The following is a 21,467-nucleotide window of genomic DNA, read 5'->3' as shown; positions in this document are numbered from 1 at the left end:
AGCTAAATTTATAACTGATATAAATATTTACAAGCAGACAGTATTTTTTTTAAAGATATTTATCTAAAGCAATTCTGACTGTATTTATGATTTAAATTGACGAATTAGTTATGTTTATCAACAAAAATGGAGAAAATATGCTGAAAAACCCCGCAAAATCTTGTTTATTTGCCTATACAAAAATCGTTGAAAATACTACCTAATATCTCTTCAACATCTACTTTTCCAACTATCATTCCCAAATGTCGTGTTGCTAAACGAAGATCCTCTGCAGCTTTATCGAAATCCTCTGCTTCATTTTTTTCTTCAAAGTTTTTTAAATAATTTAAGCTTTGTTCAAGATGTTGTCTGTGTCTTTCGCGAGTAATTAAAATATCTTTATTTGTGATAAATTTATTTTTTAATTTATCTTTAATTTTTAAAATTAAATTTTCTATGTTGAGATTGTTTTTTACTGAAATTAAAACATGTTCAAAATTTTTTATTTCAGAGCTTAAATCTTTTTTTAAAAGATCAGATTTATTGACTACAAGTATTGCATTTTCATCCATCAATTTCCTCAAAACTCCTTTAAAATCAATACTTTTAGCGTCTACAATGATCAACTTTAGGTCTGCATTTTCCGCCTTATCAAGGGCTAGCTTTATTCCTTTTTTTTCTATCTCATTTTTAGAGTCTCTAATTCCTGCAGTGTCGGAAACCACAACTGGATATCCATCAATATTTAAATGAGTTTCTATTACGTCTCTTGTGGTCCCCGCTATCTCGGATACTATTGCAACATCTCTTTTTGATAGATGATTTAGTAAACTAGATTTTCCAGCATTAGTTGGTCCTATAATTGCAATCTTAAAACCTTCCCTAATCCTTTCTCCAACTTTTTGATCGTTTAAAATTTTTTTAATGCTTAAAATGACTTCATTAGAAATTTTTTTAATATTTTTTAAAACATCCACTGGCAAATCTTCATCGGGGAAATCTATTTTTGCTTCGACATTTGATAAAATTTTCAAAAGTTTTTCTCGAAGATCATTAAATATTTCTGATGATTCACCATGCATTATTTTTATCGCTTGCTGCCTTTGAATTTCGGTCTCTGCTGAAATTAAATCTGCTATACTTTCGGCTTTAAGCAAATTTATTTTTCCATTTTGAAATGCAAGTTTTGTAAACTCGCCAGGTTCTGCCAAGCGGCAATTTTCAATTTGAGAAATAGATGAATGTAGAGCGTCAATTACAGCTTTACTACCATGTACATGGAATTCTGCCATATCCTCGCCTGTGTAGCTCTCAGGGCCGGGAAACCATAATATTATACCCTCATCTATAAGCTCAGAAGTGTTAATTTTATTGATCTTTTTTAATGTGGCCACTCTGGCTTTTGGCAAATTCTCGTTGGTCAATAACTTTATTATTTTTTTTGTGTCTTCACCTGAAACTCTAATTATGGCTATGCCTGAAATACCTGGACCAGTTGATAGAGCATAAATTGTCATGCAATTATTATAGCTTCAATTTTACACTCATGTAAAACTTTAAATTAATGAAATAAATTTTTTAGGCTGGTTTGTTCATTGAATTAAAGAAATCTGCATTACTTTTGGTTTCTTTAAGTTTTGAGTTAATAAATTCAATTGCATCCATAGTGCCCATTGGAGCAATAATTCTTCTCAGAACATTCATTTTTGAAAGATCATCTTTGTTAAAAAGTAATTCTTCTCTTCTTGTTCCAGATTTAGTTATATCGATTGCAGGATAAATTCTTTTGTCAGCAATTTTTCTATCTAGAACTGTTTCACTATTTCCTGTTCCTTTAAATTCTTCAAAAATTACTTCATCCATTCTTGAACCGGTATCAATTAAAGCAGTTGAGATAATTGTTAAAGATCCACCTTCTTCAATATTTCTAGCTGCTCCAAAAAATCTTTTTGGTCTTTGTAACGCGTTCGCATCAACACCACCTGTTAAAACTTTTCCAGAGCTTGGAATTACTGCGTTGTAGGCTCTGCCCAGTCTAGTAATTGAGTCTAACAAAATAACTACATCTTTTTTATGTTCCGTTAGTCTTTTTGCTTTTTCGATAACCATTTCAGCAACAGCAACATGTCTTGAAGCGGGCTCATCAAATGTTGAGCTAATAACTTCACCTTTAACCGTTCTTTGCATGTCTGTCACTTCCTCTGGTCTTTCATCAATTAACAAAACCATTAAATAACTTTGAGGGTAATTTTTTGCGATAGAATTTGCTATGCTTTGTAAAATCATAGTTTTACCTGCCTTAGGAGGTGAAATAATAATTGATCTTTGACCCTTGCCTATTGGACTTACAAGATCAATTAATCTGGGTGTTAAGTCTGGTTTTTTTTCTATTTTAGTTGTTTCAATTTCCATGACCATTTGTTGATCTGGGTAGAGAGGTGTTAAGTTATCAAATGCGATTTTATGACGAGCCTTTTCAGGTTCCTCAAAATTTATTTTACTAACTTGCAATAATGCAAAATATCTTTCGCCTTCTTTTGGTGCTCTAACAGGACCCTCAACAGTATCACCCGTTCTTAAACCAAACTTTCTTATTTGACTTGGACTAACATATATATCATCGGGACCAGCTAAATAATTTGACTCCATGGCTCTTAAAAAACCAAAACCGTCTTGTAATAATTGCAAAACACCAGCACCTGTAATTTCCTCTTTTTCTGCAACTTTTTTTAGTATGGCAAATAATATTTCTTGCTTTCTAAGTGTGCTCGCATTTTCAATTCCAAGCTCTTCTGCTTGTGTAATTAATTGTTCAGATGATTTTAATTTAAGTTCTTGTATATTCATGTTGTGGGGGGTGTGTTTGAGATTTGTAAGATAGATAGAATATATATGCTCTTTAAAATATTACAAGTCTAAATGGGTTTAAATATTACAATAAAAACAATCAAAATTAACAATATTGTTGGTACCTCATTAAGTATTCTAAAAAATTTTGATGATTTTGTATTTCTGTTCAAGTTAAAATCTTTAAGCAATTTAGATAAATAGAAATGATAAATCGTTAATAAGATAACAAATAATAATTTTAACTTTACCCAAAGTGTAAAAAAAATATCAATTCCTATAGTAAGAATTAAAATAAATCCAAAAATCCAACTTAAAATCATGGCCGGCATCATGATGTAAAAAAATAACTTTCGTTCCATGGTTTTAAAAATTGAAGAAGAGTTTTGATCGTTTAAGTTTTCAACATGATAAACAAAAATTCTTGGTAGATATAAAAGTCCCGCCATCCAAGAAATGACGGCTATTAAATGTAAACTTTTGAATAATAAATAACTATTCATGATTTAAACATGGACATTTTTTAAATTCTAAAGGACATTGAATTTTTGGAGGATAAAGATCATCTTTAAACTCATATTCATTTTTTTTAATTATTAAATCTGACATTGTTTTAATAAAATCTTCATTTGTTCCAAGGGCAGGGACTCTTGTGTAATTCTTGCAACCATTTGCATCCGCAAGCTCTTTATATTCTATGTCTAGTTCAACAAGCGTTTCCGAGTGTTCAGAAACAAACGCAATAGGCACCAGGACTATATGTTTTCCAATTTTAGAGTTTTTTATAATGATGTCCTCTGTTGATGGTCCAATCCACTTAAGTGGACCAACTCTACTTTGATAGCTTAATATCCAATCTAAGTTTTCAATATTTAATTCTTCCACTATCTTTTTTACTGACTGTTCTACTTGCCATTGATAGGGATCTCCTTTTTTAATATTTTTTTCTGGCAAGCCGTGTGCTGAAAATATTAATTTAAAATTTTTTAAATCTTTAATCTTTTTAAGTATCTCTTTGGTGTGAGCTTTTACAAAGTTTTGATCAGTTGGATAACAACAAATGGTACTTGTTTTAACTTTATACTGATTTTTTTTACAAACATCTTTCCATTCTTTAATTGAAGACCCAGAGGTTGCTGCAGAATATTGGGGATAGAGGGGCATTAAAATAACTTCTTCTGGATTAAAAAACTGTACTTCTTTAATCACTTGCTCCGCTCTTGGGTGCCAACACCTCATAACAATAAAACATTTATATTCGTCAACCTCTTGATCTTGATTAATCTTTTTTTCAAGAGCGTCTGATTGTTCTTTTGTTAGTTTTAATATTGGTGATGCGCCACCAAGCTCTTCATAAATTTTTTTTGCAACAGGCGCCCTTCTATTAGAAATTAATTTTGCAAGAGGATATCTTAGAAAAGTTGGTAAATTTAATATTGCTGGATCATTAAACAAATTAAATAAAAAAGGCTCAACATTTTCTATTTTGTCTGGGCCCCCAAGATTAAATAAAATTATTGCTTTTTTCATTTAATAATCTTTTACTATCTTTACTAAATAATCAACCATTTCAGGATTGGTCTCTGGCAGGACACCGTGGCCTAAGTTAAAAATATAAGGATGGTCTTTAAATATATCTAGGTATTTTAAGGCTTGTTTTTTAAGGTTACTAATATCTGTTAGCAAAACTTTAGGATCCAACCCTCCTTGTACAGGAATGTTGATTGATTTAAATATTGAGATTGGATCTACATCATAATCGATATTGACTGCATCCGGATTGACTATATCACAATAATTTTTATAATTTTTTATTCCTCTAGGAAAACAAATTACAGGAACATTAAGCGATTTAACATAGTTTACCAAACTTAATGTTGGATTGTATACGTAATTAGGTAAATCATTTTCATCCAACAATCCAGCCCAACTATCAAAAATTTGTATTATGTTTGCTCCATTTTTAATTTGTTGATCAATATGTATTTTTAAAAATTTATCTAAGATTAATAGTATTTTTTTTATTAGATTTTTATTTTCAAAAAAAATTTTTTTTTCCAATTGTTTTTTTGGCGAATGTTTATTAATCATGTAAACCAATAGTGTCCAGGGTGCGCCAACAAAACCTATTAAACTCTTATTATTAATTAAATTTTGCTCACTTACTTTCTTAATAGATTTGTAAACTGGATCCAATTTTTTTAAAAAATCTGTTTCATTAATTTTTACCAAATCTTCTAAATTTAAATCACCTAACAGAGGGCCAAAATCTTTTTTAAATTCTACTTTTTGATTTAATCCATAAGGCAACATTAAAATATCTGAAAAAATTATTGCAGCATCTAGCTCGAATCTTTTTAAAGGTTGTAAAGTAACTTCAGATGATAATGTTTCATTTAAGCATAATTTTATAAAATCTGGATTATTTTTCCTAATTTCTCTAAACTCAGGCAAATATCTTCCTGCTTGTCTCATTAACCATATGGGTGTATTTGTGGTTTTTTTATTTAATATTGTTTCCTGAATAGGAGTCATAATAATAAGTAATTATTTAATTATAGTATTAGTTATATAGTATGTGAATAATGGTAATAAATTATTTTACCAATTTTATACACTTTTTATTAACAATTAATAATATTTAAGATCTCTTTTTAAATAGTATAATTAATATATTTTCTAATCTTGTTCGATAAGTTGTATATAAATAGTTCACATGTTTATTAATGTTTGTAAAAACGTTGTTTTACAATAAAAAATAATAAACTTCATTAATGGAAAAAAGTGATAAAAATAATACTTAATTACCAACATTTTATTCATGAGTAATACATATCAAATATATCTCATTTCTGATTCTACAGGTGAAACTTTAGACAGAGTGTTTTTAGCAATTAAAGCACAATTTAAAAATATAGAATATGATGTTAAATCTTATTTTTTTACAAGAACCAATAATCAAATCATTAAAATAATTGAAGAAGCAGAAAAAAAACCAAATGCTATAATTTTATATACAATTGTAGATAGTTCACTTGCTAAATTTTTAGGCAACAAAAGCGATGAAAAAAAAATTCCTTGCTTTAGTGTTTTAGGAAATTTAATCTTAAATTTTTCTAAACTTTTAAACCAAAAAGCATCACACAAACCTAGCGGACAGCACGAACTTAACGAAGAGTATTATGAAAGAATAGAGGCTATCCAATTTACTATGGCCCATGATGATGGTAATTTAGTTCAGGACATTAATAAAGCTGATTTAGTATTGTTAGGAGTAAGTAGGACTAGTAAAACTCCCACATCTATCTATCTTGCAAATAGAGGACTCAAAACGCTAAACATTCCTTTGGTTAATGAAAACTCAGTTCCAGAAACATTAAAAACAAACCCAAAATTATCGTGTGTTGTTGGACTCACAACTGAACCTGAAAGATTAGCCGATATAAGAAAAAATAGGATGAACACACTAAAAGAGACAGAAAACACAAGCTATACAGATATAAAAAAAATTGAAAAAGAAATTATGGAAGCAAAAAAAACATTTGCAAAATATAAATGGCCAATAATTGATGTTACGAGAAAATCAGTTGAAGAAACAGCAGCCTCGATAATTAAAATTCATGAAATATTTAAAAATAATGATCGATAAAATAATACTTGCCTCAAAAAGTGGAGTAAGAAAAAAAATTTTGGAAGATAATGGAATTAATTGCAGAGTTGAACCGTCTAATGTTGATGAAGATAGTATTAAAAAAAGTCTGCTAAAACAAAATGCAACACCAACAATTATTTCAAAAAATTTAGCAGAACTAAAAGCAAATAAAATAAGTCAAAAATTTACCAGTGAAATAATTTTGGGAGCAGACAGTGTTATCGATTTAGAAGGACAAATAATATCAAAGCCGAATGATAGAGCTGAGGCCATTAAAATACTTCAAAAATTAAATGGCAAAACCCATCAATTAGTTAGCTCTGTCTGTATTTCAAAGGGAGGTTCGATGTTATGGAATCATACAGACAAAGCTTCATTAACCATGAAAAACATGAGTTTTTTAGAGCTAGAAGATTATTTGGCTAAAATTTCAGACGAAGCGCTTTATGCTTATAATGTTTATCAAATTGAAGGAGCGGGGAGAAGTTTATTTTCTAAAATTGATGGAGATGAAGACACCATTATGGGATTACCCATTAAACAAATAAAGGAATATTTAAATATATTTTAATGATTAAAAAATTTTTAGTTATTGGCAATCCAATACAACATTCTTTATCGCCAGATTTGCACAATTATTGGATTAAAAAGAATAAAATAAACGCATCCTATGAAAAAAAACTAATACAAGAGAATGAATTAAAGAAATACATTTCTGACATCAAAGAAGAAAACATCCATGGAGCAAATATAACGGTTCCATTTAAAAATAAAATCATACCTTTGTTGGACTCTTTGACTTCTGAAGCCGATAGATCACAGTCTGTAAACACAATTTATAAAATGAAAAATAAAATTATAGGAGATAATACAGATATTGATGGTTTTAAAATTGCTTTAGAAAAGACAAAACAAACTATAGAAAACAAAACAGCACTTATTTTGGGGGCGGGTGGAGTAGTTTCATCAATAATTATTGCTTTAAAAAAATTAAAAATAGATAAAATTTTTATCACCAACAGAACAGAAAAAAAGGCAACCGAAATTAAAAAGACCTTTTCTGATGTAGAAATAATAAAATGGGGAGAAATAATTGATTTTGATATTATTATAAATGCAACTAGTGTTGGTCTGGACAAATCAGATGTGATTAAATTAGAGTATGAAAAAATTAGTAAAGATAAATTTTTTTATGATGTAATTTACAACCCCAAAGAAACAAATTTTTTAAAAGAGGCTAAAAAGTTTGGTGGAAAAACTGAAAATGGAAAAACAATGTTTTTATATCAAGCTCAAAAGGCTTTTTTTATATGGCATGGAGTTCTACCAAAAATAGATACAGAGGCCATTAATTTAATTAATTTATGATTAGAATAGCTGTTTTGGGAGGCATAGGGTCAGGGAAAACTTACATAGCTAAACTTTTTAATTTTCCAGTTTTTAATGCAGACTTAGAGGTTGCTAAAATTTATAAAAACAACAGGCAATGTTTTAAGAAATTAAAAAAAAAATTACCTGGATATTTTTTGTCATTCCCAGCAAAAAAAAATCAAATTATAAGAGCAATAATAAATAATGAGAAAAACTTAAAAGAAATAACCAAAATTATTCATCCAGAAATTAAAAAAAAAATGCATATATTTTTAAAAGATAATAATAAAAATAAAGCAGTTGTTTTAGACATCCCCCTTTTTCTTGAAAACAGACTAAATAAAAAAGATGATATTTTAATTTTCATTCAATCAAATAAATCAGAAACCATTAAAAGATTAAAAAAGAGAGATAACTTTAATATTGATTTATTTAAAAAATTTAAAAAAATTCAACTTCCTTTGAGTTTTAAAAAAAAAAATCAAATTATATAATTAAAAACAACTTTACAAAAAAATTAGTTAGACAAAGAATAGAAAGAATACTAAAAAAAATTATATAAAATGAAAGAAGTTGTATTAGATACAGAAACAACAGGACTATCGGTTAAAGAAGGACACAGGATTGTAGAAATTGGTTGTATTGAGTTAGATAATTTAATTCCAACAAAAAATAAGTTTCACTGTTATCTTAATCCTGAAAGAAAAGTTTCTGAAAGAGCGCTAGAAGTACATGGATACACAGATGAATTTTTATCTACACAAAAAAAATTTTCAGAGATTGTAGAAGAGTTTTTAAGCTTTATTAAAAATAAGAGATTAGTAATTCATAATGCTGAATTTGACTTATCGCACTTAAATAATGAATTGACACTATTAGGTAGGGAAAAAATAGAGAGTAAAAATACCATCGATACACTTGCCATAGCTAGAGATAAGTTTCCTGGTTCACCCACCAGTCTAGATGCGCTTTGTAAAAGATATCGTATAGACAATTCAAATCGAACTCAACACACCGCCCTTGTAGACTGCGATTTATTAGCGAAAGTTTATATTAATTTGTTAGATCAAAAAGAGCCCACACTTAATTTCAAAAATGAAGATAATGAAAGAACAACAATTAATACAAGTAATACAAACCAATATTATGAAAAAGTTGTTAAGCCTACCGAGGAAGAGCTAAAGCTTCACAAAGAGTATGTAAAAAATAGTTTAAGAAAAAATTTTTTTTAATTAGCCCTTTGCTTATATAGCTCTGTAAAATTTATTTTTTTTTCAAGTTTTATTTCTGGAAACCCTGAATTATGCAGCAAATTTAAAAATGCTTTTTCAAGGGTAGGATAAATTTTATTTTGAACATCACACAATATAATTTTTTCAAGTTCTTTTTTATCTTTGACCGCCTCATCAACTTGAACAATGGAAGCATATACTATTTCAAAATATGATTTTTTATCATTATACTCTTTGTCTTCAAATTTTAACGTTGTGCTAACCTCTACCATTTTATTTTTAAGAGGTTTGGAGCTAATATCTATATTCAATTGATATTTTGAAATATTTTCTTTTACATATATATAACTTTCAATATTTGGTGTTTCACTGGATATATCTTTTATGAATTCTGCTAAAATTTTAAAATTTTCTGTCATCTTCATCCTCTATATCTTCAAATTCGCCATTAATAAAATCTTGTTTTTTATTTATGGGTCTTTGTTTATTTGATACTTTTTTAAAAATCAATTTTCTTGTTGGCGGAAATATTATTAATAAGCCTATAAAATCAGTAGCAAATCCAGGTAAAATTAAAAGGAGTGCAGCAAAAGCTAAGGCTGCTCCAGAAATAATTTCGTAAACTGGGAGTTCATTTTTTACCATTTGAGACATCCCAGATCGCAATGTATTAAAACCTTCATAGCGGGCATAAACAACGCCAAAAAATGCAGTAATAAAAATCAATAAAATTGTATAAAAGGCACCTATTTGAGAACCTAATTTAATAAATAAATAAATCTCAATAACCGGAATACCTATAAGTAATAATAAAAATGTGTTCATTTGTCCTTAGTCTAAATTGCTAGTTGTAATTAATCAACTTAGTAAATATTATCAAGTTATGAATTATAGTTTTGAATACATCGATATTATTCTCTTAGCAATGATTGCAGGTTTCATATTTTTACGTTTGCGAGGAATACTTGGAAAAAAAACTGGTTTTGAGGGTAAAATTCCTTCACCAATCGAAAAAGAATTCCAGGAAATAAACATAAACCCAAAACCAGTGAGCGCAAATTTTGATGAACAATCTCAAAAAGAATTTTTAAAAGGTGCAAAAATAGCTTATGAGACAATTATTACAGACTTTAGTGATAGTGATAATAAATTAATAGCCAGCAAACCTCTTTTAAGTAAAAAGATTTTTGACCAGTTTAAAGAAGCACTTGAAGAAAGAGAAAGAAGGGGTCAGTTCGCAGAAATTACATTTATAGGAATTAAGTCAGCACTAGTAAAGTCTTATAAAAAAGTAGAAAATAGTTTTGAGGTTACGGTGGATTTTGTTAGTGAAATAATTACTTGTGTGAAAGATAAAGAAAAAAAAATAATTTCTGGTGATAGTGAAAAAATTAAAACTGTTTATGATACATGGGTTTTTTCAAGAGACCTTAAGTCAAATAATCCTAACTGGCTGTTAATTGATACACTTACATAATTGAATAAAAAAATTTCAGATAAAGATAAAGAGGATTGGGAAAATTTTTTAAAAGATAAAGAAAAAATACCCAATAAAGATTTCATTGTTAATAAAAAAATAAGACATGAAAAAATAAAAAAAATAGATCTTCATGGTTTTACACTTCAAGAAGCAAACAAAGCTATAGAACAATTTATTCAAAAGTCCTTTGATAAAGATGTCACTAAAATTATAGTAATTACTGGAAAAGGTTTAAGGTCTAAAAATGTTCACAACCCCTATCTCTCAAAAGATTTAAGTATATTAAAATATTCAGTTCCTGAATTTATTGAGTCAAATAACAATCTAATGAAAATGATTATAGAAATTACTGATGCTAAGATTGAAGACGGTGGTAGTGGTGCATTTTATATTTTTCTTAGAAATAAAAATAAACTTAAGTAATCATTAAAGAATAAATTTAGAGAGATCTGTATCTTTAACTAGTTCATCTAGATTCTGTTTAACATATTGAGAATTGATTATAATCTTTTCCCCAGCTCTATCTGTTGCAGTAAAACTTACGTCATCCAAAATTCTTTCAATAATTGTATGAAGTCTTCTTGCACCAATATTTTCTACTGTAGAATTTACTTCGGATGCAATATTGGCAATAGCATTAATTCCATCATCAGAAAACTCTAGATCTACATTTTCTGTTTTAAGTAAAGCAACATATTGCTTGATTAAACTATAGTCAGGCTCTTTAAGTATTCTTTTAAAATCATCACTATTTAAAGCTTCAAGCTCTACTCTTATGGGGAGTCTTCCTTGTAATTCTGGAAGCAGATCTGAAGGTTTTGCTAATTGAAATGCTCCAGAAGCAATAAATAAAATGTGATCTGTTTTAATTGGACCATATTTTGTACTTACAGTTGTTCCTTCAATCAAAGGAAGAAGATCTCTTTGTACACCTTCTCTAGACACATCTCCTCCAACTCTATCTGTACGACCTGAAATTTTATCAATTTCATCTAAAAAAACTATTCCATTATTCTCAGTTGAATTTTTTGCAGATTTAATAATTTTGTCTTCCTCAATTAGCTTATCGGCCTCATCATTTATTAAAATTTCATGAGATTCTTTAACAGTCATCTTTTTCTTTTTTTGTTTATTGCCAACTGATTTACCAATCATTTCACCAATATTAATCATCCCAATATTAGCCCCAGGCATTCCAGGAATTTCAAATGAAGCTTGGGAACCACTATTATTCACTGCGATTTCAATTTCATTATCATCTAAATCTCCATCTCTTAGTCTTTTTCTGAAACTCTCTCTTGTTGCAAGGCTTGCTTTATCACCCACCAAAGCATCTAAAACTTTTTCCTCAGCAAGCTTTTGTGCTTTTGCATATACTTCTTTTCTTTTTTTTACTTTTTCCATAGCAATAGCAATTTCAAGAAGATCTCTTATAATTTGCTCAACATCTTTTCCAACATAGCCAACTTCTGTAAATCTAGTTGCTTCTACTTTCACAAAAGGGGCTTCTGCCAATTTAGAAAGTCTTCTAGAGATTTCAGTTTTACCAACACCAGTCGGTCCTATCATTAAAATGTTTTTAGGTAGAACTTCATTTTTCATTTCACCTTGTAGGGCTTGCCTTCGCCATCTATTCCTTAGAGCTATCGCAACAGCCTTTTTGGCTTTGTTTTGACCAACTACATATCTATCTAATTCTGATACTATTTCTCTTGGGGATAAAGAGCTAACTAACGATCCATCGTTGTTTTGAATCTTTTCTTTTGGAAATGGAGTAACGTTTGTGTCTTTCATTAAATTTTTTCTATCTTAATATTGTCATTGGTAAAAACACAAATTTCTGATGCTATCTTAATAGCTTTTCTTGCAACTTCTTCTGCACCCAAATCTGTTTCTAATAAAACTTTAGCAGCTGCTAAAGCATAGTTTCCACCAGAACCTATGCCAATTGCATCACCTTCTGGCTCAAGAACATCACCTGTGCCAGAAATTATATAACTATTATCTTTGTCACCAATTGCCATTAAAGCTTCTAATCTTCTTAAATATTTATCAGTGCGCCAATCTTTAGCTAATTCGACAGCAGCGCGGGGCAGGTTTCCAGCATGCTTTTCAAGTTTTGCCTCCAATCTTTCAAACAAAGTTAAGGCATCAGCAGTAGACCCTGCAAATCCTGCTATTACATTTCTTTTTTCGATTTTTCGAACTTTTGCCGCTGTGCTTTTGATCACAGTATTTCCCATACTAACTTGACCGTCTCCAGCAACCACAACTTCGTTGTTTTTTCTAATAAGTACTATTGTAGTCATAGATTATAAATGGATATTAATTTTTTTTCTTCAAGTGCTCGATTACTAATATTGATATAGTTAGCTAATCTCTATATACCTATTAAATATTATGAGCAGAAAAGGAAAAGTTTCAAGAAAAACGAAAGAGACCAGCATTAGTGTTGATTTAAATATTGATGGTAAAGGTAAATATAATATTGATACAGGCATAGGTTTTTTAGATCATATGCTTGAGCAATTATCCAAACATTCACTAATTGATATCAATCTTAAGGCAAAAGGGGACACACACATTGATCTTCATCACACAACAGAGGATACCGGAATTGCTATTGGTGAGGCTTTAAAGAAGGCATTGAAAGACTATGCAGGGATAAAAAGATATGCCCATGCAATGATACCAATGGATGAAACCTTAACAAGAGTTGCAATTGATGTCTCTAACAGGCCATACTTAATATGGAAAGTTAAGCTTAAAGTGGAAAGACTTGGTGAAATGGATACAGAACTTTTTAAAGAATGGTTTCAAGCATTTTCTCAATCAGCAGGCATAACACTTCATATGGAAAACATCTATGGAGACAATAGTCATCACATAATTGAGTCCTGCTTCAAGGCTCTAGCAAGATCACTGAGGACTGCTTTAGAAATAGATCCTAGAAATAAAAAAAGCATACCATCAACTAAAGGCTCATTATAAGCTTAATGAATGTCACAATTGTTGATTATAATTCAGGAAACATAAGCTCTGTAATTAATTCTTTTAAGGAAGCTGCAAAAGATAAAGTTAAAATCGAAGTAACCTCTAATCTAAATAAAATAAAATCAAGTGATAAACTTGTATTGCCAGGACAGGGATCTTTTAAGAGCTGTGTTGATGCATTAAGTAGCATAAATGGTTTGATAGAAACACTCAATGAGTTTGCAATAATAAATAAAAAACCTCTTCTTGGGATTTGTGTTGGTTTACAAATGTTTGCAGATCTTGGTTATGAAGAAATTGAAACAAAAGGCCTGGGTTGGATCTCAGGCAAAGTTTCAAAGATTGATAATCAAAATAATAAATTCAAACTTCCACACATTGGTTGGAATGAAATAAAAATCATTAAAGAAAGCAAGATTTTTAAGGATATAGAAAATAAATCTCACATGTATTTTGTACATAGTTATGAATTCATTCCAGATGATAAAAGTACAATTTCAGCAACAACAGAATATTCGTCAAATATTGTTTGCTCTGTTGAAAAAGAAAATATCTTTGGAACTCAATTTCACCCTGAAAAAAGTGATAGAATTGGATTAAAGTTAATAGAAAATTTTTTGAATTTATAGAAATGAAAATATTTCCAGCAATTGATATTAAAGATAAAAAGTGTGTAAGATTAATTAGAGGAGATTTTAGTAACAAAACTGAATATCAAATATCACCAGTTGACCAAGCTGGTAAATATAAAGAACATGGCTTTAAAAATTTACACATAGTTGATTTAGATGGTGCTCTAACTGGAAAAACAGTTAATTTAGATATTATTCAACAAATAGTTCATAATTTTAATTTAAAAATTGAAGTAGGAGGGGGTATTAGAACCATTGATAGTATTCAAAAATATACAGATATAGGAGTTGAAAAAGTTATTTTAGGAAGTGCAGCCATAAAAGATAAAAATTTTTTAGAAGAAGCATGTAAAAAATTTTCAAATAAAATTGCCTTAGGTTTAGATGCTAAAGATGGATATTTATCTGTTTCAGGATGGAAGGAAAACTCTAATCAATTAACGTTAGATTTTTTAAAAGAGGTTAATGACTTTGGTGTTAGTAGATTAATTTATACAGATATAAATAGAGATGGCATGAAGCAAAGTCCTAATTTTGAAGAAACGATAAACGTTGCTAATGTTTCAAACTGTCCAGTGATTATTTCAGGAGGGGTATCCTCAATTGATGATATTAAAAATGCAAAAGGTTTAAAAAATATTGAAGGAATAATAGTTGGTAAAGCCATTTATGATGGTGATATTAGCTTAGATGAATTAATAAAAGAAATTGATGCTTAAAAATAGAATTATTCCTTGTCTAGATGTAAAAAATGGAAGAGTTGTTAAAGGAATTAATTTTATAGATTTAAAGGATGCTGGTGATCCAGTTGAGCAAGCTAAAATTTATAGTGAGGGTGGTGCTGATGAGATTTGCTTTTTAGACATTACTGCTTCCAATGAAAATAGAGACACAATTTATGATATTGTTGAAAGAACATCTAAAAAATGTTTTGTGCCCTTAACAGTTGGTGGAGGGGTTAGAAGCATTGATGATATTAGTAAATTATTAAATTGCGGAGCAGATAAAGTTTCGATCAATACTGCAGCAGTTCAAAATCCTGAAATGATAATTGAAAGTTCAAAAAAATTCGGATCACAGTGCATTGTTGTTGCAATAGATGCTAAAAAAAAAGACAATAAATGGGAGGTTTTTACTCATGGAGGAAGAAATAATACAAGCATAGATGCAATAGATTTTGCAAAAAAAATGGAAGATAGTGGAGCAGGAGAGTTGCTGGTCACTTCGATGGATAGAGACGGTACTCAAATTGGCTATGATAATGATTTAATGTTTAAGATATCATCAACAGTAAATATACCTGTTATTGCCTCAGGTGGTGTAGGAAATTTAGATCATTTAGTAGATGGTATAAAATTAGGAAATGCTAGTGCTGTACTAGCTGCATCCATTTTTCATTATGGAACCCATTCAATAAAGGAAGCTAAACAATATTTGAATTCAAAAGGGATTCCCGTTAGAAATTAAAGATGTCAGAAAATCTATTAAATTTAGTAAATATAATTAGAGAAAGAAAAAATAAAGACAAAGATAAATCTTACACATCATCATTGTTATCTGGTGGTTTATCTAAATGTATAGATAAAATGGAAGAAGAATTTGGTGAACTTAAAGAAGCTCTAAATGATAAGTCGAATGAGGTTCATGAAGCAGCAGATACAATCTATCATATATTAGTCACACTAGAAGCAGCTAACATTAAATTTGAGGATGTTTTACAAGAGCTAGAAAATAGGAAAAACCAATCAGGAATTGAGGAAAAAAATAATAGAAAATGATTTACGACAAGAATAATATTTTTGCGAAAATTTTACGAAAAGAAATTCCTTGTAAAAAAATTTTTGAGAATGAACATGTTTTATCCTTCTATGATATTAACGCTCAAAAAAAAATTCATGCTCTGGTAATACCAAAAGGTGAATATATTGACCTAGATGATTTTAATCAAAAAGCTTCAGATGAAGAAATTGTTGCTTTGAGTAAAGCAATTACAGAAGTATCAAAAATATTAAATATATCAACAGATACAGGCAAAGGTTATAGAGCGTTAACTAACTTGGGGGAGCATGGAGGACAAGAAGTTTCTCATTTACACTTTCATTTATTTGGAGGTGAAAAAATAGGAAAAATGGTTGAGTGACAGAAAAAATTCTTAGAAATTATTTAGAAATTAAATCCCTGGAAGATTTTAAAGAAGTAGAAGCACCCTCGCAGCATAGCTCTGTAGAATTACTTAATCCTAAAGATTTTCAATTAAATAAATTCTTTTATAAAAATGTAGGGAAAAATCATCATTGGATTGATAGACTTATTTGGACAGATTTAAATTGGATTGAATATGTATCTAATAAAAAGCTTTTTACTTATGTTTTAAAAGAAAAAAATGAGATTGCTGGTTATTATGAATTGTTATTTTATGAAAATAATAAAGAGGCAGAAATTGCTTATTTTGGAATTTTAGAAGAATATTTTGGAAAAAAATTAGGTGGATATCTACTTAGTGAAGCAATCAAAAATTCATTTAATCGGGGAGCAAAAAGAGTTTGGGTACACACCTGTTCACTTGACCATGAGAATGCCTTAAAAAATTATTTAGCAAGAGGAATGAAACTTTTTAAAACAGAAACTCTAATTAGGTAGAATTTTAGTTATTTTTTGGTAACTTGAATTTGTTATAATCTAATTTTTGATTTATCTTAATTGAAGAAATAAATGTAATACTCAAATTTTGATATATATCTTCTGTTTGCCATCCAATTAAGTTTAAATTTTTTTTGTCAAAAAAAATATTTATTTCATTATTATTTTCAAAAATTTTAAAGTTAAGATATTTATTATCTATATTCCTTGGTTCTAACTCTTGTATTTTAGAAATTAGATACTCTTTATCTAGTAAATACTGCAACGGCGTTTTAGCAAGTGGGTAAATATAATAATTACCACTATTGTTAATCTTAATTACTAAAGATTTTCCATTAGAGACAAGGACTTTCTTATTTGATCCACTATACTCACACCAAATTTTTCCCGGATATTCCAAGACACACATTCCATTTTCACTTTTATTATCAACAGTTTGAATAAAATTAAAACTTAAATTATTAGTGCTTTTCATTTTTGCAATTATATCTTCCTTCGTAGATGGTAATGCAGGATTATAAAAGTTTAGCAAAATAAATATTATTAATATCCTAGGCATTATAGGACATCTCTTTTACCAACATGGTTTGCTTTGCTAACAATTCCATCAGCCTCCATCATATCAATAATTCTAGCCGCCCTATTGTATCCTATTTGCAATTTTCTTTGTAAAAATGAAGTTGAGGCTTTACCTTCTGACCTAATTATATCTAAGGCTGCTTGATATAATTCATCTTTATCTCCATTATTAGATCCAGTATCACCACTATCTTTTTCATCCGCAAAATTTAAGATTTCATCTATATAGTCTGGTTCTGCCTGGACTCTTAAATAGTTATTTACCTTTTCAATTTCATTGTCAGAAACAAAGGGTGCATGAATTCTCACTATTCGATTAGCAGATGACATATAAAGCATATCTCCTTTCCCAAGTAATTGTTCAGCTCCTTGTTCTCCTAAAATTGTTCTACTATCAATTTTTGAAGTTACCTGAAAAGAAATTCTTGTAGGAAAGTTTGCTTTAATAGTACCTGTAATTACATCAACACTAGGTCTTTGAGTGGCCATTATAATGTGAATACCAGCAGCTCGGGCCATTTGTGAAAGCTTTTGAATATAATTTTCTATTTCTTTTCCTGCTACTAACATCAAATCAGACATTTCATCCACAACCACAACAATGTAAGGCATAGACAAAGTATGTTTTGCATTATATCCATCAATATTACGGACACCTTCTTTTGTCATAAGTCTATACCTATTCTCCATTTCTTTAACAACCCAACCTAAAACTGAAGCAGCTTTTTTTGCCTCTGTAATAACTGGACATAACAAATGAGGAATTCCTTCGTATGTAGACAGCTCTAACATTTTAGGATCGATTAATATAAATTTACATTTATCAGGAGCGTGCCTGTAAAGTAAGGAGAGAATAATAGTGTTGATACATACAGACTTTCCAGAGCCAGTTGTGCCAGCTATTAATAAATGAGGCATAGATGCCAAGTCACCAACAATAGGTATTCCCGAAATATTTTTTCCAAGTGCTATTGGTAGTCTTACGTCTTTTTTATTAAAGTCAGCATGTGAGAGAATTTCACTAAGAAAAACATTTTCTCTAGTAGAGTTGGGTAATTCAATACCAATAGTACTACGACCTGGTATAGTTGCTATTCTCGCAGATTCAGAGCTAGTGTTTCTAGCGATATCATCTGAGAGGTTAATAATTTTTGAAACCTTAACTCCTGCTGCTGGTTCAAATTCATTAAGAGTTACAACGGGCCCATGACTAACTTTTTTAATATTTCCACTAACTCCAAAGTCTAAAAGGATTTTTTCCAAGAATTCACTATCAATGTAATCTTCATCTTGAAGTTTAGCTCTTTCTTTTTCACTTGGAATTTTTAATAAATCTACAGAAGGTAATTTAAATCTTATTTTTTTATTGGTATCTTTATTTTCACTTTTAATAAAAGGAAGATCATCTTGAATTAAGCTTTTTATCTCATCTTGTGGTATAAATTCACTTATTATTTCATTTTCATTGGTGTAATTTTTCTCTTTTTTAGAAAACAGAAATTTGAATAATTTTTTTATAGTATTATAAAAAAAATTAATTCTAAATTGAATACTTATTAAAAAAATAGTCAAAATTAAAAAAATTAATAGATAATAAAATATTTGTGAATTGGTATTGATCATTGATGCCAGGAAAGTTGTTTCAAGGTACTTACCAATAAAACCCCCATTACCATTAATATAAAGATTAAATGCCCTAGGATAAAAAAAAGAAAAAAATAAAGATCCAATTAAAGAATAAATCAAAGTGTAGAAAATACTTTCTATTATTAATAAAATTTTTTTATTTAAAACAATATTAATTCCACAAATTATAAGACTAAAAGGAATTAATAAGGATATAACCCCAAAAGACTGAAAAAAAAGATCAGAAGTAAAACTTCCTTGAAAACCAAATAGATTTTTGATTACCGTGTTATCTGGAAAAATAAAATTTGGATCATCAGGCGAAAAACTAACCAATGAAATTAACAAAAAAACACCTGCAACTATGATACCCAAACCCAAAATCTCAATTACTCTATTTATTCCAAAGTTAATTGTATTGTTTGCTAGTTTTTTAAATTCCATAAATTAATTAATCAGATTAATCACTTTGTATCATCTAATTTTTATTGTTAAAATTAAAAAATATTATGAATGTATGCATTATAGGAGAAGGATTAACCAGTCTAGCTTTAGCTAAAAATCTTATAAATAAAAAAATAAATGTTCATATTTATTATAAAACTAAAATTCAAAAAAAAATAACTAGTAGAACTATTGGTATATCAAAAAATAACTTAGAATTTTTTAAAAAAGAAATTTTTGAAATCACTAAAATAAATTATTGGAAAATAAAAAAAATAGAAATTTATTCACAAAAAATTAAAAATGAAAATATCTTTAATTTTAATAATGAAAAAAATGATTTATTTTATATGGTTAAAAATGAGAGACTTTATGAATTGTTAAAAAAAGAAGTTTTAAAAAGTAAGTTTATTAAAAGAATAGCAATCAATAAAAAATTAAATGAGAAAAATCTTAATAAAAAAAATTACGATTTGATAATAAATAGTGACCCAAATAATTTTATTGCAAAGAAATATTTTACAAAAAAGATAGAAAAAAATTATTTTAATGTAGCCTACACAGCAATTTTTAAACATAAAGAAATAGAAAATAATACTGCAGTTCAGGTATTTACGGAGCTTGGTCCTGTTGCATTCTTACCTATTTCAAAAAATGAAACCTCAGTGGTATGTTCGCTGGATACAAAAAGTAAAAAATTCTCAAACTCTGAAATAATAGAATTGATTAATAAAAATAACCCTAAATATGTAATAAAAAATATTTTTGATATTAATAGTTTTAACTTAAGTTCGTCTGTTTTAAGGAAATATTATCAAAAAAATATTTTAGCTTTTGGAGATTTATTGCACAGAATTCATCCCTTGGCTGGACAAGGTTTTAATATGACTATTAGAGATATAAAAATTTTCTCTGAAATTATTCAAAATAAAATTGATTTGGGTTTACAGTTGGATTCTTCGATTTTAAAAGATTTTGAAAATCAAGCCAGAAATAAAAACTTTATGTTTTCAAATGGAATAGATTTTATTTATGAATTTTTTAATTTAGAAAAAAAATTGAAAATAAGAAATTTCACCAAAATTCTTAAAGCAGTTGGTAAAAATAATAATTTTAATAATTTATTGATTAAAATTGCAGATAGGGGAATAAATCTGTAATTTATTGAATGGTTGTATTATCAAAGTTATCATAATTATAAGTATTTAAAATTTCAGCAATTTTATTTTTTCTAATTTCTAAATCTTGGCTTTCCAATAATATTTGTTTTTCCTCTAATGAAAAAGGTGACGCCATTGCAAGAGCATTAATTGTTTCATTTAAATCTTGTTTCTCAAGAGATTTCCAATTGATTATGTATCCTTTTTTTTCAAACAAGGTTTTTAAGTCTTTAAAAATTAACTCAAGATCTGCAAATTTTAATTCTTTTTTTGAAATGTGTAAATCATCTGAAAAATCATCAAAAGTTACTTCACATAGACGGTAAGCTTTATCAGCTTTAATTTCTTTAATTACTTTAAATCGCGTTAATCCATTTAGCTCAATTAAATATCTGCCATCAACTTTTTCAAAATTTGAAATTTTCCCTAAGCATCCAACCTCATATAAATCAGGTATATTACTTAGTTTTTTTTGTTTTGGTTGAATTAAACCAATTAATTTATTGGTTTTCATACTATCATTTATCATCTCTATATATCTTGGTTCAAATATATTTAAGGGAACAGTTGTATTTGGAAAAATAATAAAGTTACTTAAGGGAAACACGGGTATAATTTTTGGTAAATCTTGTTTTTTCATAATTTCTTTTATCAAATTTTTGATAATCTATATACTAATCAAAAACTTTATTATTGCTTGCGTTAAAAAAACCGTCTATTTATTATATTTATATGCGGGTCTAGCTCATTGGTAGAGCGAATCGTTGCCAACGATTAGGTAGAGGGTTCGATTCCCTTGACCCGCTCCAATAAATTTTAAGTTATAATATT

Annotated in this window: 27 protein-coding genes and 1 tRNA gene; 16 read left to right on the top strand and 12 right to left on the bottom strand. The window is 28.5% G+C overall.

Annotation, left to right across the window (positions count from 1 at the left end):
- Window positions 1–164 precede the first annotated feature (164 nt).
- The 5 genes from mnmE to hemE all read right to left on the bottom strand — a co-directional run bounded on the left by mnmE (window position 165) and on the right by hemE (window position 5,361).
- Window positions 165–1,496 carry a tRNA uridine-5-carboxymethylaminomethyl(34) synthesis GTPase MnmE gene (gene mnmE, locus AC5SL8_RS06460; protein ID WP_494579810.1) on the bottom strand — a complete coding sequence of 444 codons (1,332 nt, stop codon included), beginning with the start codon at window positions 1,494–1,496 and terminating at the stop codon, window positions 165–167.
- Window positions 1,497–1,557: 61 nt separating this feature from the next.
- Window positions 1,558–2,826, bottom strand: coding sequence for a transcription termination factor Rho (rho, locus tag AC5SL8_RS06455; protein ID WP_494579808.1), 1,269 nt, complete (start codon window positions 2,824–2,826; stop codon window positions 1,558–1,560).
- A 68-nt stretch (window positions 2,827–2,894) separates the two neighbouring features.
- Window positions 2,895–3,329 carry a protoporphyrinogen oxidase HemJ gene (gene hemJ, locus AC5SL8_RS06450; RefSeq protein ID WP_494579807.1) on the bottom strand — a complete coding sequence of 145 codons (435 nt, stop codon included), beginning with the start codon at window positions 3,327–3,329 and terminating at the stop codon, window positions 2,895–2,897.
- Complete coding sequence (gene hemH / locus AC5SL8_RS06445) at window positions 3,322–4,356, bottom strand: ferrochelatase (RefSeq protein WP_494579805.1); 1,035 nt, start codon at window positions 4,354–4,356, stop codon at window positions 3,322–3,324. Before hemH ends, hemJ begins: the two co-directional genes overlap by 8 nt.
- A complete protein-coding gene (hemE, locus tag AC5SL8_RS06440) occupies window positions 4,357–5,361 on the bottom strand; it encodes a uroporphyrinogen decarboxylase (protein ID WP_494579804.1) in 1,005 nt (334 codons plus the stop codon).
- 286 nt (window positions 5,362–5,647) lie between these two features.
- Here hemE and AC5SL8_RS06435 point away from each other — a divergent pair, with 286 nt between their 5' ends.
- The 5 genes from AC5SL8_RS06435 (at window position 5,648) to dnaQ (ending at window position 9,081) form a co-directional block, all read left to right on the top strand.
- Window positions 5,648–6,475 carry a pyruvate, water dikinase regulatory protein gene (locus tag AC5SL8_RS06435; protein WP_494579802.1) on the top strand — a complete coding sequence of 276 codons (828 nt, stop codon included), beginning with the start codon at window positions 5,648–5,650 and terminating at the stop codon, window positions 6,473–6,475.
- Complete coding sequence (locus tag AC5SL8_RS06430) at window positions 6,465–7,049, top strand: Maf family protein (RefSeq protein ID WP_494579800.1); 585 nt, start codon at window positions 6,465–6,467, stop codon at window positions 7,047–7,049. The genes AC5SL8_RS06435 and AC5SL8_RS06430 overlap by 11 nt, the downstream gene beginning before the upstream one ends.
- Window positions 7,049–7,846, top strand: a complete 798-nt coding sequence (gene aroE, locus AC5SL8_RS06425) for a shikimate dehydrogenase (RefSeq protein ID WP_494579799.1) — start codon at window positions 7,049–7,051, stop codon at window positions 7,844–7,846. The genes AC5SL8_RS06430 and aroE overlap by 1 nt, the downstream gene beginning before the upstream one ends.
- On the top strand, window positions 7,843–8,343 hold the full coding sequence (coaE, locus tag AC5SL8_RS06420; RefSeq protein WP_494579797.1) for a dephospho-CoA kinase: 501 nt from the start codon (window positions 7,843–7,845) through the stop codon (window positions 8,341–8,343). Before aroE ends, coaE begins: the two co-directional genes overlap by 4 nt.
- Window positions 8,344–8,412: 69 nt before the next feature.
- On the top strand, window positions 8,413–9,081 hold the full coding sequence (gene dnaQ / locus AC5SL8_RS06415) for a DNA polymerase III subunit epsilon (protein ID WP_494579796.1): 669 nt from the start codon (window positions 8,413–8,415) through the stop codon (window positions 9,079–9,081).
- Here the strand turns inward: dnaQ and AC5SL8_RS06410 are convergent.
- Together AC5SL8_RS06410 and AC5SL8_RS06405 are read right to left on the bottom strand one after the other, a co-directional pair.
- Window positions 9,078–9,500 carry a protein-export chaperone SecB gene (locus AC5SL8_RS06410; protein WP_494579795.1) on the bottom strand — a complete coding sequence of 141 codons (423 nt, stop codon included), beginning with the start codon at window positions 9,498–9,500 and terminating at the stop codon, window positions 9,078–9,080. The two genes, dnaQ and AC5SL8_RS06410, sit on opposite strands and share 4 nt — an antisense overlap.
- On the bottom strand, window positions 9,484–9,906 hold the full coding sequence (locus AC5SL8_RS06405; RefSeq protein ID WP_494579793.1) for an FxsA family protein: 423 nt from the start codon (window positions 9,904–9,906) through the stop codon (window positions 9,484–9,486). Before AC5SL8_RS06405 ends, AC5SL8_RS06410 begins: the two co-directional genes overlap by 17 nt.
- 58 nt (window positions 9,907–9,964) lie before the next feature.
- Here AC5SL8_RS06405 and AC5SL8_RS06400 point away from each other — a divergent pair, with 58 nt between their 5' ends.
- Together AC5SL8_RS06400 and AC5SL8_RS06395 are read left to right on the top strand one after the other, a co-directional pair.
- A complete protein-coding gene (locus AC5SL8_RS06400; RefSeq protein WP_494579791.1) occupies window positions 9,965–10,558 on the top strand; it encodes a Tim44/TimA family putative adaptor protein in 594 nt (197 codons plus the stop codon).
- Window positions 10,559–10,984, top strand: a complete 426-nt coding sequence (locus AC5SL8_RS06395) for a Smr/MutS family protein (protein ID WP_494579790.1) — start codon at window positions 10,559–10,561, stop codon at window positions 10,982–10,984.
- Between the two features lie 3 nt (window positions 10,985–10,987).
- Here AC5SL8_RS06395 and hslU read toward each other — a convergent pair whose 3' ends face one another.
- On the bottom strand, window positions 10,988–12,355 hold the full coding sequence (hslU, locus tag AC5SL8_RS06390; protein WP_494579788.1) for an ATP-dependent protease ATPase subunit HslU: 1,368 nt from the start codon (window positions 12,353–12,355) through the stop codon (window positions 10,988–10,990).
- Window positions 12,355–12,870, bottom strand: a complete 516-nt coding sequence (gene hslV / locus AC5SL8_RS06385) for an ATP-dependent protease subunit HslV (protein ID WP_494579786.1) — start codon at window positions 12,868–12,870, stop codon at window positions 12,355–12,357. Before hslV ends, hslU begins: the two co-directional genes overlap by 1 nt.
- A 91-nt stretch (window positions 12,871–12,961) precedes the next feature.
- Here hslV and hisB point away from each other — a divergent pair, with 91 nt between their 5' ends.
- The 7 genes from hisB to AC5SL8_RS06350 are packed head-to-tail and all read left to right on the top strand — an operon-like array spanning window position 12,962 to window position 16,827.
- Window positions 12,962–13,552, top strand: a complete 591-nt coding sequence (gene hisB / locus AC5SL8_RS06380; RefSeq protein WP_271516978.1) for an imidazoleglycerol-phosphate dehydratase HisB — start codon at window positions 12,962–12,964, stop codon at window positions 13,550–13,552.
- Between the two features lie 5 nt (window positions 13,553–13,557).
- A complete protein-coding gene (gene hisH, locus AC5SL8_RS06375; protein WP_494579785.1) occupies window positions 13,558–14,184 on the top strand; it encodes an imidazole glycerol phosphate synthase subunit HisH in 627 nt (208 codons plus the stop codon).
- 2 nt (window positions 14,185–14,186) lie between these two features.
- A complete protein-coding gene (gene hisA / locus AC5SL8_RS06370) occupies window positions 14,187–14,906 on the top strand; it encodes a 1-(5-phosphoribosyl)-5-[(5-phosphoribosylamino)methylideneamino]imidazole-4-carboxamide isomerase (protein ID WP_494579784.1) in 720 nt (239 codons plus the stop codon).
- Window positions 14,899–15,654, top strand: coding sequence for an imidazole glycerol phosphate synthase subunit HisF (gene hisF / locus AC5SL8_RS06365; protein WP_494579783.1), 756 nt, complete (start codon window positions 14,899–14,901; stop codon window positions 15,652–15,654). Before hisA ends, hisF begins: the two co-directional genes overlap by 8 nt.
- Before the next feature lie 2 nt (window positions 15,655–15,656).
- Window positions 15,657–15,965, top strand: a complete 309-nt coding sequence (hisE, locus tag AC5SL8_RS06360; protein WP_494579781.1) for a phosphoribosyl-ATP diphosphatase — start codon at window positions 15,657–15,659, stop codon at window positions 15,963–15,965.
- On the top strand, window positions 15,962–16,327 hold the full coding sequence (locus tag AC5SL8_RS06355; RefSeq protein ID WP_494579779.1) for an HIT domain-containing protein: 366 nt from the start codon (window positions 15,962–15,964) through the stop codon (window positions 16,325–16,327). The genes hisE and AC5SL8_RS06355 overlap by 4 nt, the downstream gene beginning before the upstream one ends.
- Window positions 16,324–16,827, top strand: a complete 504-nt coding sequence (locus AC5SL8_RS06350; protein ID WP_494579777.1) for a GNAT family N-acetyltransferase — start codon at window positions 16,324–16,326, stop codon at window positions 16,825–16,827. Before AC5SL8_RS06355 ends, AC5SL8_RS06350 begins: the two co-directional genes overlap by 4 nt.
- Window positions 16,828–16,831: 4 nt before the next feature.
- On the opposite strand, the gene AC5SL8_RS06345 is transcribed toward AC5SL8_RS06350, so the two are convergent.
- Both AC5SL8_RS06345 and AC5SL8_RS06340 read right to left on the bottom strand, forming a co-directional pair.
- Window positions 16,832–17,386 (bottom strand): LolA family protein, encoded by a 555-nt coding sequence (locus tag AC5SL8_RS06345; RefSeq protein WP_494579775.1) that lies wholly within the window; start codon window positions 17,384–17,386, stop codon window positions 16,832–16,834.
- The gene (locus AC5SL8_RS06340) at window positions 17,386–19,476 is read right to left on the bottom strand and encodes a DNA translocase FtsK (protein WP_494579773.1); all 2,091 of its coding nucleotides are present in this window, start codon (window positions 19,474–19,476) and stop codon (window positions 17,386–17,388) included. The genes AC5SL8_RS06345 and AC5SL8_RS06340 overlap by 1 nt, the downstream gene beginning before the upstream one ends.
- Before the next feature lie 65 nt (window positions 19,477–19,541).
- Between AC5SL8_RS06340 and AC5SL8_RS06335 the strand changes: the two genes are divergently transcribed.
- Window positions 19,542–20,636 (top strand): FAD-dependent monooxygenase, encoded by a 1,095-nt coding sequence (locus AC5SL8_RS06335; RefSeq protein ID WP_494579771.1) that lies wholly within the window; start codon window positions 19,542–19,544, stop codon window positions 20,634–20,636.
- A 1-nt stretch (window position 20,637) separates the two neighbouring features.
- Here the strand turns inward: AC5SL8_RS06335 and AC5SL8_RS06330 are convergent, their stop codons facing one another.
- Window positions 20,638–21,276, bottom strand: coding sequence for an LON peptidase substrate-binding domain-containing protein (locus AC5SL8_RS06330; RefSeq protein WP_494579769.1), 639 nt, complete (start codon window positions 21,274–21,276; stop codon window positions 20,638–20,640).
- Window positions 21,277–21,370: 94 nt separating this feature from the next.
- On the opposite strand from AC5SL8_RS06330, the gene AC5SL8_RS06325 reads away from it, so the two are divergent.
- Window positions 21,371–21,445, top strand: a tRNA-Gly gene (locus AC5SL8_RS06325).
- The last annotated feature ends 22 nt before the right edge of the window (window positions 21,446–21,467 follow it).

The organism is Candidatus Pelagibacter sp. PS_41, from assembly GCF_059417725.1.
This window is presented reverse-complemented; position numbering and strand designations above follow the sequence as displayed.

Coding starts and splice junctions, on each gene's coding strand:
- hisH (WP_494579785.1), top strand. CDS start 13,558: ATGAATGTCACAATTGTTGATTATAATTCAGGAAACATAAGCTCTGTA.
- AC5SL8_RS06435 (WP_494579802.1), top strand. CDS start 5,648: ATGAGTAATACATATCAAATATATCTCATTTCTGATTCTACAGGTGAA.
- AC5SL8_RS06335 (WP_494579771.1), top strand. CDS start 19,542: ATGAATGTATGCATTATAGGAGAAGGATTAACCAGTCTAGCTTTAGCT.
- AC5SL8_RS06405 (WP_494579793.1), bottom strand. CDS start 9,906: ATGAACACATTTTTATTATTACTTATAGGTATTCCGGTTATTGAGATT.
- hslU (WP_494579788.1), bottom strand. CDS start 12,355: ATGAAAGACACAAACGTTACTCCATTTCCAAAAGAAAAGATTCAAAAC.
- hisE (WP_494579781.1), top strand. CDS start 15,657: ATGTCAGAAAATCTATTAAATTTAGTAAATATAATTAGAGAAAGAAAA.
- AC5SL8_RS06410 (WP_494579795.1), bottom strand. CDS start 9,500: ATGACAGAAAATTTTAAAATTTTAGCAGAATTCATAAAAGATATATCC.
- rho (WP_494579808.1), bottom strand. CDS start 2,826: ATGAATATACAAGAACTTAAATTAAAATCATCTGAACAATTAATTACA.
- mnmE (WP_494579810.1), bottom strand. CDS start 1,496: ATGACAATTTATGCTCTATCAACTGGTCCAGGTATTTCAGGCATAGCC.
- AC5SL8_RS06400 (WP_494579791.1), top strand. CDS start 9,965: ATGAATTATAGTTTTGAATACATCGATATTATTCTCTTAGCAATGATT.
- hisA (WP_494579784.1), top strand. CDS start 14,187: ATGAAAATATTTCCAGCAATTGATATTAAAGATAAAAAGTGTGTAAGA.
- dnaQ (WP_494579796.1), top strand. CDS start 8,413: ATGAAAGAAGTTGTATTAGATACAGAAACAACAGGACTATCGGTTAAA.
- hisB (WP_271516978.1), top strand. CDS start 12,962: ATGAGCAGAAAAGGAAAAGTTTCAAGAAAAACGAAAGAGACCAGCATT.
- hisF (WP_494579783.1), top strand. CDS start 14,899: ATGCTTAAAAATAGAATTATTCCTTGTCTAGATGTAAAAAATGGAAGA.
- AC5SL8_RS06330 (WP_494579769.1), bottom strand. CDS start 21,276: ATGAAAAAACAAGATTTACCAAAAATTATACCCGTGTTTCCCTTAAGT.
- hslV (WP_494579786.1), bottom strand. CDS start 12,870: ATGACTACAATAGTACTTATTAGAAAAAACAACGAAGTTGTGGTTGCT.
- AC5SL8_RS06355 (WP_494579779.1), top strand. CDS start 15,962: ATGATTTACGACAAGAATAATATTTTTGCGAAAATTTTACGAAAAGAA.
- coaE (WP_494579797.1), top strand. CDS start 7,843: ATGATTAGAATAGCTGTTTTGGGAGGCATAGGGTCAGGGAAAACTTAC.
- hemH (WP_494579805.1), bottom strand. CDS start 4,356: ATGAAAAAAGCAATAATTTTATTTAATCTTGGGGGCCCAGACAAAATA.
- hemE (WP_494579804.1), bottom strand. CDS start 5,361: ATGACTCCTATTCAGGAAACAATATTAAATAAAAAAACCACAAATACA.
- AC5SL8_RS06345 (WP_494579775.1), bottom strand. CDS start 17,386: ATGCCTAGGATATTAATAATATTTATTTTGCTAAACTTTTATAATCCT.
- aroE (WP_494579799.1), top strand. CDS start 7,049: ATGATTAAAAAATTTTTAGTTATTGGCAATCCAATACAACATTCTTTA.
- AC5SL8_RS06340 (WP_494579773.1), bottom strand. CDS start 19,476: ATGGAATTTAAAAAACTAGCAAACAATACAATTAACTTTGGAATAAAT.
- AC5SL8_RS06430 (WP_494579800.1), top strand. CDS start 6,465: ATGATCGATAAAATAATACTTGCCTCAAAAAGTGGAGTAAGAAAAAAA.
- hemJ (WP_494579807.1), bottom strand. CDS start 3,329: ATGAATAGTTATTTATTATTCAAAAGTTTACATTTAATAGCCGTCATT.